The 8,955-nt window shown below is 73.0% G+C and carries 7 protein-coding genes and 1 tRNA gene; 4 read left to right on the top strand and 4 right to left on the bottom strand.

Annotation, left to right across the window (positions count from 1 at the left end):
- The first annotated feature begins 271 nt into the window (after positions 1-271).
- The gene (locus tag ACIQUC_RS17765; protein WP_402269455.1) at positions 272-1,153 is read left to right on the top strand and encodes an oxidoreductase; all 882 of its coding nucleotides are present in this window, start codon (positions 272-274) and stop codon (positions 1,151-1,153) included.
- Positions 1,154-1,242: 89 nt separating this feature from the next.
- Here ACIQUC_RS17765 and ACIQUC_RS17760 read toward each other — a convergent pair whose 3' ends face one another.
- Positions 1,243-3,381, bottom strand: coding sequence for a RecQ family ATP-dependent DNA helicase (locus tag ACIQUC_RS17760; RefSeq protein WP_402269453.1), 2,139 nt, complete (start codon positions 3,379-3,381; stop codon positions 1,243-1,245).
- 77 nt (positions 3,382-3,458) lie between these two features.
- Entirely contained in the window at positions 3,459-4,967 is a 1,509-nt protein-coding gene (locus ACIQUC_RS17755; protein ID WP_402269451.1) for a hypothetical protein, read from the bottom strand.
- A gap of 202 nt (positions 4,968-5,169) precedes the next feature.
- On the opposite strand from ACIQUC_RS17755, the gene ACIQUC_RS17750 reads away from it, so the two are divergent.
- A tRNA-Pro gene (locus ACIQUC_RS17750) sits at positions 5,170-5,243 on the top strand.
- A 105-nt stretch (positions 5,244-5,348) separates the two neighbouring features.
- On the opposite strand, the gene ACIQUC_RS17745 is transcribed toward ACIQUC_RS17750, so the two are convergent.
- On the bottom strand, positions 5,349-6,386 hold the full coding sequence (locus ACIQUC_RS17745; RefSeq protein WP_402269449.1) for an LLM class flavin-dependent oxidoreductase: 1,038 nt from the start codon (positions 6,384-6,386) through the stop codon (positions 5,349-5,351).
- 45 nt (positions 6,387-6,431) lie between these two features.
- Positions 6,432-7,277 (bottom strand): hypothetical protein, encoded by an 846-nt coding sequence (locus tag ACIQUC_RS17740; protein WP_402269447.1) that lies wholly within the window; start codon positions 7,275-7,277, stop codon positions 6,432-6,434.
- A gap of 233 nt (positions 7,278-7,510) precedes the next feature.
- Here ACIQUC_RS17740 and ACIQUC_RS17735 point away from each other — a divergent pair, with 233 nt between their 5' ends.
- Both ACIQUC_RS17735 and ACIQUC_RS17730 read left to right on the top strand, forming a co-directional pair.
- Positions 7,511-8,620 (top strand): fatty acid desaturase family protein, encoded by a 1,110-nt coding sequence (locus ACIQUC_RS17735; RefSeq protein ID WP_402269445.1) that lies wholly within the window; start codon positions 7,511-7,513, stop codon positions 8,618-8,620.
- 16 nt (positions 8,621-8,636) lie between these two features.
- On the top strand, positions 8,637-8,846 hold the full coding sequence (locus ACIQUC_RS17730) for a cold-shock protein (RefSeq protein ID WP_031261585.1): 210 nt from the start codon (positions 8,637-8,639) through the stop codon (positions 8,844-8,846).
- Positions 8,847-8,955: the final 109 nt, after the last annotated feature.

Here is an 8,955-nt window from a genome sequence, read left to right as displayed (position 1 = left end):
GGGGGCCCGTGGGCGCGGGCGCGCGGGGGGGCGGGGGACCCCCCCCCGGGGGGGGGGGGGGGGGCCCCGCCGGGGGGGGGGGGGGCGGCGGGGGGGGGGGGGGCGCGGGGGGGGGGGGGGGGCCCCCCCCCCCCCCCCCCCCCCCGACTCGTGGTCCGGTCACCCCCCCCGGACCCGTCGGTGCCCGGAAGCGTCGCCGCGCGTCGTCAGCCGACGCGGCGGGGGACACCGGCCACGGCTGACCCGCGGGAGCACGGCGCATCCTCGGACCATGACCGACGACGCCACCCCCACGCTCTCGGGCGGGACCTACCGCCTCGCCGACGACCTCGAACTGACGCGGTTCGGGTACGGCGCCATGCAGCTCGCCGGACCGAACGTGTTCGGCCCGCCGAAGGACCACGACGAGGCCGTCCGGGTCCTCCGCGCGGTGGTGGAGGCGGGCATCACGCACATCGACACCGCGGACTTCTACGGCCCGCACGTCACGAACGCGCTCATCCGTGAAGCGCTGCACCCGTACCCGGACGACCTCCACATCGTGACGAAGGTCGGCACCCGCCGCGATGAGAAGGGGCGGTGGCCGCAGGCTCGGCAGCCGGAGCAGCTCGTCGAGCAGGTGCACGACAACCTCCGGACGCTCGGGCTCGAGCAGCTCGAGGTGGTCAACCTCCGGGTGGGCGGGTTCGACGCTCCGGAGCCGGGCAGCCTGGCGCCGCAGTTCGAGGCGCTCGCGGCGCTCCAGCAGCAGGGGCTCATCCGGCACCTCGGCGTCTCGACGGTGACGGCCGAGCAGCTCGCCGAGGCGCAGGGCATCGCGCCGGTGGTGTGCGTGCAGAACATGTTCAACGTGGCGCGCCGCGAGGACGAGGCCCTGGTGGAGTCGGCGGCGGAACAGGGCATCGCCTACGTGCCGTACTTCCCGCTCGGGGGCTTCTCGCCGATCGACTACGCCACCCTCGACCGTGTCGCCGAGCGGCTGCACGTGTCACGGACGACGGTCGCGCTCTCGTGGCTGCTGAAGCGGTCGCCGAACATCCTGCTCATCCCGGGGACGTCGTCGGTCGGGCACCTGCACGAGAACATCGCCTCGGCGGGGTTCGACCTGCCCGCGGACGCCGTGGCCGAGCTGGAGGCGCTCGGCGCCGCCTGACAGCGAGCGCCGCCTGACAGCGAGCGCCGCCTGACAGCGAGCGCCGGCCGACAGCGTGCGCCGGCCGACAGCGTGCGCCGGCTGCGACCTCAGGCCACCGTCGCCAACGCGAAGGGCAGCACCGCCGATGCTCCGGCCCGCCGCAGCTCCCGCCCGGCGACGGTCATCGTCCACCGGCTGTCCACCAGGTCGTCGACGAGCAACACCGGCCCCTCGTGCGACTGCAGCGCGGCCCCGAGCGCCGGGTCGACGACGAACGTGTCCCACACCCCGGACAACCGGTAGGCGCTGTTCGTCGCACCGTCCCCGCGCGGCGTCCCACCGTTCCGCCCGAGCGTCCCGAGGAACTGCAGCCGCCCGATCGAGGACAGCGCCTGCGCGAGCGAGCCCACGAGCTCGGGCCGCGACCGCGAGGACATCGCGACGACCCCGGTCGGCCGGGTCTCCCACGGCCAGTCCTTGAGCGCACGGACGCACCCGTCGACGAGTTCGCGGGAGATCGGGGCGTCGGCGGTGGACGGCGAGAACAGCGCTCGCAGCGGTCCGCCCCACCCGAGGTCGGTGAGTCGGGCGACGGCGTGGCCGGGCTGCACGAGCTCGTCGGCGCCGATCTTGCCCCGCACCGAGACGCCGAGCGACGACATGCCCGACGGCCACTGGGCGCGCGGGGCGATCTCGACACCGACCTTGTCGAGCGCCGCCGCGGCACCGGAGGCGTCGGACGACGAGACGTCCGACGGGTACCAGGCCCCGGCGCAGTTGTCGCACCGGCCGCACGGTTCGGCGGACGGGTCGTCGAGGTCCTGCTGCAGGAGCTGCATGCGGCACGCCGAGGTGGACTCGTAGGTGAGCATCGCCGCGGCCTCGGCAGCGCGGGCCGCGGCGACACGCTCGTAGCGGGGCGCGTCGTACTCCCACGGCTGCCCGGTCGCGACCCACCCTCCGGCGACCCGCTGCACGGCGCCGTCGACGTCGAGCACCTTGAGCAGGAGCTCGAGGGTGGAGCGCTTGATGTCGACCAACCCCTCGAGCGCGACGGTGGACATCGCGGCGTCACGGGACAGCGCGTTCAGCACCGCGGACGCGCGGGCTTCGGTCGGCATGGACGCGCTCGCGAAGTACTGCCAGATCTCCTGGTCCTCGCGCCCGGGCAGCAGCAGGACGTCCGCGTTGTCGGTGGCGCGTCCGGCGCGGCCGATCTGCTGGTAGTAGGCGACGGGCGAGGACGGGGCGCCGACGTGGACGACGAACCCCAGGTCGGGCTTGTCGAACCCCATGCCGAGCGCACTCGTCGCCACGAGGGCCTTGAGCTCGTTGCCCTTGAGCTGCTGCTCGAGCTGCTCGCGCTCGTCGGTGTCGGTCCGGCCGGTGTAGGCGCGGACGGCGTACCCGTTGTCGCGCAGGAGCCGGGCGATGTCCTCGGCTGCCGAGACGGTGAGCGTGTAGATGATCCCGCTGCCCGGCAGGTCACCGAGGTGCGCCAGCAGCCAGCCGAGCCGCTGCCGGGCGTCGGGGAGCGACAGCACGCCGAGCCGCAGCGAGGCCCGTGCGAGGGACCCGCGGATGGTGAAGACTGGGGCGTCGGGGCCGGCGGTGAGCTGCTCGGCGACGTCCTCGACCACGCGCTCGTTCGCCGTCGCGGTGGTGGCGAGCACGGGCACGCCGTGGGGGAGCGACCGGATGAGCTCGGCCAGTCGCCGGTAGTCCGGTCGGAAGTCGTGCCCCCAGTCGGAGATGCAGTGCGCCTCGTCGACGACGAGCATGCCCATGCGGGCGATCAGCGTCGGCAGCTGTTCGTCGCGGAACCGCGGGTTGTTGAGCCGTTCGGGGGAGACGAGCAGGACGTCGACCTCGTCACGGGCCAGCGCCGCCTGCGTCTCACCCCACTCGTGCGCGTTCGCCGAGTTGATCGAGACCGCGCGCACCCCGGCGCGGGCAGCCGCGGCGACCTGGTCGCGCATGAGCGCCAGCAGCGGCGACACGAGCACCGTCGGCCCGCCCCCGCGGCGCCGGAGCAGCAGGGTCGCGAGGAAGTACACGGCGGACTTCCCCCACCCGGTGCGCTGCACCACGAGGGCCCGCTGCCGGTGTTCGACCAGCGCCGAGATCGCCTCGAGCTGACCGGGGTGGAACACCGCGTCCGGCCGCCCGGTCAGGGCGTGCAGCGCCTCCTGCGCCTCCGCAGCGATCGTGGGGGACGGCGGAGCAGGTGGCGGGGCAACAGACATGACCCCATGCTGTCAGCACCGACCGACGAAACGTGGGTCGCGCCTCCCGGCTGTGGACAACTCACCCACGCAACCCGCTACTGGTACGTGATCAGCGACGGTGTCGGCGTCACGTCCGCCATCGTCTGCTGCGGCGTCAGCATCGGTGTGTCCTCGTCGTAGAAGTTCTTCCAGCCCCAGTGGATGCCCTCGGGCGCTCTGACGTGCAGCGCCTTCCACGTCGCCTGCTTGTCGGGCTGCGACCCCTGCCCGTCGACGTGCACGAGCACGTCGAGCTCCGGGTGCTGCTCGAGCGTGTCGCGGTCCTGGATCATCGACAGTCGGAACTGGTGCAGCACGAACGCCTTCGGGGGGAGCCCCTTCTCCTTCACCAGGTCCGCGAGCCACGAGGACACCTCGTTCACCTCGGACGCCTTCACGCTCCCGATCTGCTCGAGCGGGACCTGGTCGTGCCCGAGCCGCCACTCGGGGTCGAGCGCCAGCCACACGCCCGGCTCCGACAGCAGTGACTCGTACCGCTTCGCCTGCGACAGGAAGTCCGCGCGCCCGGGCTGCAGGTCGAGGATCACGGGCATCCCGGCATCGTGCGCGGCATCGACGTAGGGCTCGAGCGTCGACACCGGCAGCTCGGTGGAGTAGTCCCCGTCCGCGCCGGCGTCCCCGGCGGCGACGGTCGCGATGACCTCCATCGCGGGTGTGATCGGCACGTCGCCGAGCCCCTCGTAGGACGCCGCGACGGACTTCGCACGCTGCACCGTCGCCGTCGGGTCCTGCTCGCCGAGGACACCGAGCGCGGGGGCTCCCGGCGCGCCGTAGAGCGCCACGTAGCGGTGCCCGTCGAACGGCCGCTGCCCGCCGTCGGGAAGCTGCCACCCGTTCTCGGCGGCGCGGACGGTCCACTGCGGGTCCGGCAGGTCGGCGAACGCCGCCCCCACCAGCACCGTCGGGTGGTCCTGTCGCTCGTGCAGCGCCGTCACGACGTCCCGCGAGGCCGCGGGGTCCGTCACACCGTCCGGCATCGTCACGACGCGGGCACCCGCCGCCTTCGCGGTCGCCACGGCTGCGGCGTCGGCGCTCGCGTCCGCCACGACGACGGTGGCCTGCCTGGAGGCGCGGCTCGGCTCCGGCGCGTCCCCGCCGTCCGGCGCATCCCGCTCCGGGACGTCCGTGTCGATCGCGACGTCGCCCTCGGCCTGGTACCACCGGGCGCCGAGGCGCGCCAGCTCGCGCGCGGCGGGCGATCCGTCCTTCCCTTGGGACTCGCCCGGTGCGGCCGACTCGTTCCCGCCGGTGAGGAGGACCGGGACGTGGGCCGCCTCGGCGGCGCTCGCCGCGGACCGCACGGCGTCGGCGTCACCGGCCGGCGCGACGACGGCCCCGGGAGCGGACGCGAACAACGCGCGGCTCGTCCGGACCGATCGGTCGACGGCGTCGGACGCCGATGCGACCGACACGGTCTGTGCGGTCGCCTTCGCCAGGGTCGCCCGGGTCGGCCCGGACTGGGCCCCGGTGCACCCGGCGGCTCCGAGCAGCAGACCGGTCGCTGCGAGTGCGAGGAGGACACGGGAGGTGGGGCCGGAACGCATCGGGCCACCCTACGAGCCGGGTGGCGGGGACCCTGGGAATCCGACGGGTGTCGTGCGGGCTCGACGACGTGCCGGGACCAACCGCCGGGCGACGCGCGCGGGAGGACAGCGCGTGGCGTCGGAGGGGGCCGGCGTCCGCTATGCTGGTCGGGTTGCTCCGCGCTCCGGTCGGACGCGGGCGACGTGGGTCCCTCGGGGCTCGCGGGCTGTGGCGCAGCTTGGTAGCGCACTTGACTGGGGGTCAAGGGGTCGCAGGTTCAAATCCTGTCAGCCCGACCGACAAGCCCCGACGGAACACCGCTTCCGTCGGGGCTTCTGCGTTCCCGGCGCCGCATGCATCCCGGAACGGTGCGACCCGCGCGATCCCTCCGGGCGACCACGTCAGCGACCGGTGGTCGCCGGGCCCTCCGGCTCCCACCCGAGCGCCGGCCCGAGGCGCTCCGCCATGTCCGTGACGATCTGTGCGTAGTCCTCCGCCTCGAACGAGAACGGCAGTGCGAACGCGACCTCCGTCGCCACCTGGTAGCCGGCGTCCGCACGGAGCCGGTCCGCGATCTCGGCCGACGTCCCGACCAGGTCGGCGGCGAACAGCAGCTTCCCGGGTCCCATCGGCACGCCGACGCGGCCCGACCGACCCTCGACGTAGGCCCGGTAGCGGGCCTCCTGCTCGGGCGTCGCCGTGTCGGTGGGGATCACGACGAGGCCCTGCGAGACGCGGGCGGAGCTCGGGGACGGGTGCGCATCGAGGTAGGCCTCGACCTGGGCGCGCTGGTTCGTCGCGAAGTCCGTGCCGATCTCGCTCCGGGTGACGCTCGAGGTCAACAGGTGGAAGCCGTTCTGCGCGGCCCACACCGCCGACCGCGTGCTGCCCGTGCCGTACCAGAGCCGGTCGGCGAGGCCGGGGCTCTGCGGCTGGACGGTCGTGGCGAACTCCTCGATGCCGCGACGCTCGGCCACGTCGACGATCGGAACACCCCGCACCAGGTCGCGGAAGCGCAGGAGTCGGGTCTCGCTGAAGTCCTCGTGCTCGGCGGTGTCCGGGTAGAGCGCCTCCCTGTAGAGGTCGTAGTTCATGGGCGTGCCCGACGAGAAGCCGGGGTTGAGGCGACCGCCGAGCAGCACGTCGACCGTCGCCAGGTCCTCGGCGAGACGGAACGGGTTCTCCGCGCCGATCGGGGTGACGGCCGTCCCGAGCGCGATCCGGGAGGTCCGCTGCGACGCCGCCGCCATGACCGCGACGGGGGAGGAGATGCCGTGCTGCACGTGCCGGTGTCGCAGCCACGCGCTGTCGAAGCCGAGGGCCTCGGCGCGCTCGATGACCCGGAGCGTCTCCTCGTGACCGAGTCCGGGGCGTGCCGGGTCGAACGACCCGATGGTCAGGAAGCCGAGGCGTTCGAGGGGACGTCCGTCGAGAGGCATGTGTCGATCGTGGCAGACGAACGCGTCCTCGTCCGTCCGGGCGGGTCAGGGGACTCGCACGCTCCGGCACCCGAGGTCGATGCCGCTCGTGCCCCAGTACGGGTCGGCTGCGGTGATGCACACGCGGTGCACCCCCGACCCCGCCCGGACCACCCCGCGGAAGCCGTGCGCCCCGGACACGTGCAGCGCCCGGTCGACGTCGGCGCGCGGCCTCGTCGTGGTGAGGAGCGCCGCCTGGGTGCCGTCGACGTCGACGGCCACGTCCATCGGGTCAGCAGCGCGCTCGACGTCGACGGCCCACCCCGACACCGTGATCCCGTCGGCGGTGGCTGCAGCACCGTCGAACGCGCCGTGGGTCGGGACGATCGTGGTGCCGCTGATCCGACTGTCGTACGGCACCTCCGGATCGGACGAGCCACGCACGGCCTGGAACTCCCAGCCCGTCAAGCGGGTGTCCCTGATGTCCCAGACCTGCCGCGCCGTCGTCGTCATCGTGACCGAGGCGCCGGGCCGGAGCGCGGGCAGCGTGCAGGACGCCTTCCGTCTGGTCGTGTCGAGCGAGCAGCGCCCGGAGGTGCTCGCGACCGTGACGTGGTCGAAGGCACGGAGCGATGCTGCGTCCGCCGGGTTGGTACCGGTGTCGTACGCGAATCCGAGGTGGACCGGGCCGGCTGTGGCCGCGGTTCCGACGTCCTGCACGGTGAACGCCCACGACGCGGTGTCGTGGAACGCCACTTGCGTGGTGACGACGTCGTCGATCTGCAGCCCGGCGGGATCGACGGCCGCGTCCGCGGATGCCGGAGCCGCGAGCGCGCCGCCCGCGACGGCGAGGACGAGGCTCGCGATCAGCCACGCGGTGGTGCGGCCTCGGCGAGGGAACGGATCGGGCATCGGCGCCTCCTGGTCGTGTGCGCTGAACGCTACGACGCGGCCCGTCCGGCGTCCGGCGTGGACCGTGAGAGCTGGCTCAGCCCGCGCCGCGCCCGGCCCGGGGAGCGTCCGTCCACGCAATCCGGACTCCCAGGCGAACACGCATGTTCTGCCCTTAGTGTCGCGCCAAGCGCAAACGCGTGAACTCACTCGCATTGGTTGAAGGACCGATCCGTAACGGAAGGTCGGTCCTCATGACCACCACTCCGCTCGCGCCGGGTTACACCCGCACTCGTCCCGCCACTGGTCCCCGCAAGGGCACCTCGACCTACTCCGCGCTGCTGGCGCAGGTGAAGGACAACGGCCTCCTCCGCCGCCGCACCGGTTTCTACTGGTCGCTGTTCGGCAGTCTCGTCGGCACCATGGCCCTCGCCTGGGTCGCGTTCGCGTTCCTCGGCGACTCGTGGTTCCAGCTCATCGTCGCCGGAGCCCTCGGCGTCCTCTTCACGCAGTTCGCGTTCCTCTCCCACGAGGCCGCGCACCGCCAGGTCTTCGCCTCGCAGAAGTGGAACGACCACGCTGGCCGCTGGCTCGGCACGTTCATGGTCGGCCTCAGCTACTCCTGGTGGATGAACAAGCACACCCGCCACCACGGCAACCCGAACACCGTCGGCAAGGACCCGGACATCGCGCCGGACGGCATCCGCTTCCTGCCGGAGGACGCCGCGTCGGTGAAGGGTCCGCTCATGACGACGTTCATGCGCTTCCAGGGCTGGCTGTTCTTCCCCCTGCTCACGCTCGAGGGCCTGAACCTGCACCGCTACGCCGTGATGAGCATCGTCACCGGCAACGGCACCAAGGCCGACGTGAAGCACCGCTGGCTCGAGGCCGTGCTCCTCGTCGCCCGCTTCGGCATCTACCTGACGATCGTGTTCTGGTTCCTGCCGTTCGGCATGGCCTGCGCGTTCCTCGGGGTCCAGCTCGCCGTCTTCGGCGTGATGATGGGCGCCTCGTTCGCGCCGAACCACAAGGGCATGCCGACCATCGCGCACGACGCCAAGGTCGACTTCTTCTCGCGCCAGGTCCGCACCTCCCGCAACATCCGCGGAGGCTGGTGGGTCTCGTTCCTCATGGGTGGCCTGAACTACCAGGTGGAGCACCACCTGTTCCCGTCGATGCCGCGTCCGGCGCTGAAGCAGGCCCGCCTGCTCGTCCGCGACCACTGCGACACGCTCGACGTGCCGTACACCGAGACCACGCTGCTGCGCTCCTACGGCATCGTCGTCCGGTACCTGAACCGGGTCGGGCTCGCTGCCCGCGACCCGTTCGCGTGCCCCATGGTCGCGCAGCTGCGCATCCACTGACGCCGTGTTGACGCAGATGCCCACCGGCACCGTGAAGTGGTTCGACCACAGCAAGGGCTACGGCTTCATCCAGCCCGACGACGGGTCCGAGGACCTGTTCGCGCACTTCTCGAGCATCGTCGTGACGACCGGGTACCGGTCGCTCGAGGAGAACGACCACGTGCAGTACGACGTCGGCCCCGGCAAACGGGGTCCGCAGGCGGACAACATCTCGATCATCCGCTGACGCGGACGACGACGGGCGGGGGGGGGGGGGGGGGGGGGGGCCCCCCCCCCCCCCCCCCGGGGCCCCCCCCCCCCCCCCCCCGCGGCCCCCCACGGCGCCGGGGGCGCCC

The sequence above is a fragment of the Curtobacterium sp. NPDC098951 genome, assembly GCF_044759965.1.
GTDB lineage: Bacteria > Actinomycetota > Actinomycetes > Actinomycetales > Microbacteriaceae > Curtobacterium.
The sequence above is the reverse complement of the archived record's forward strand: the minus strand, read 5'-3'. Positions and strand labels throughout refer to the sequence as shown.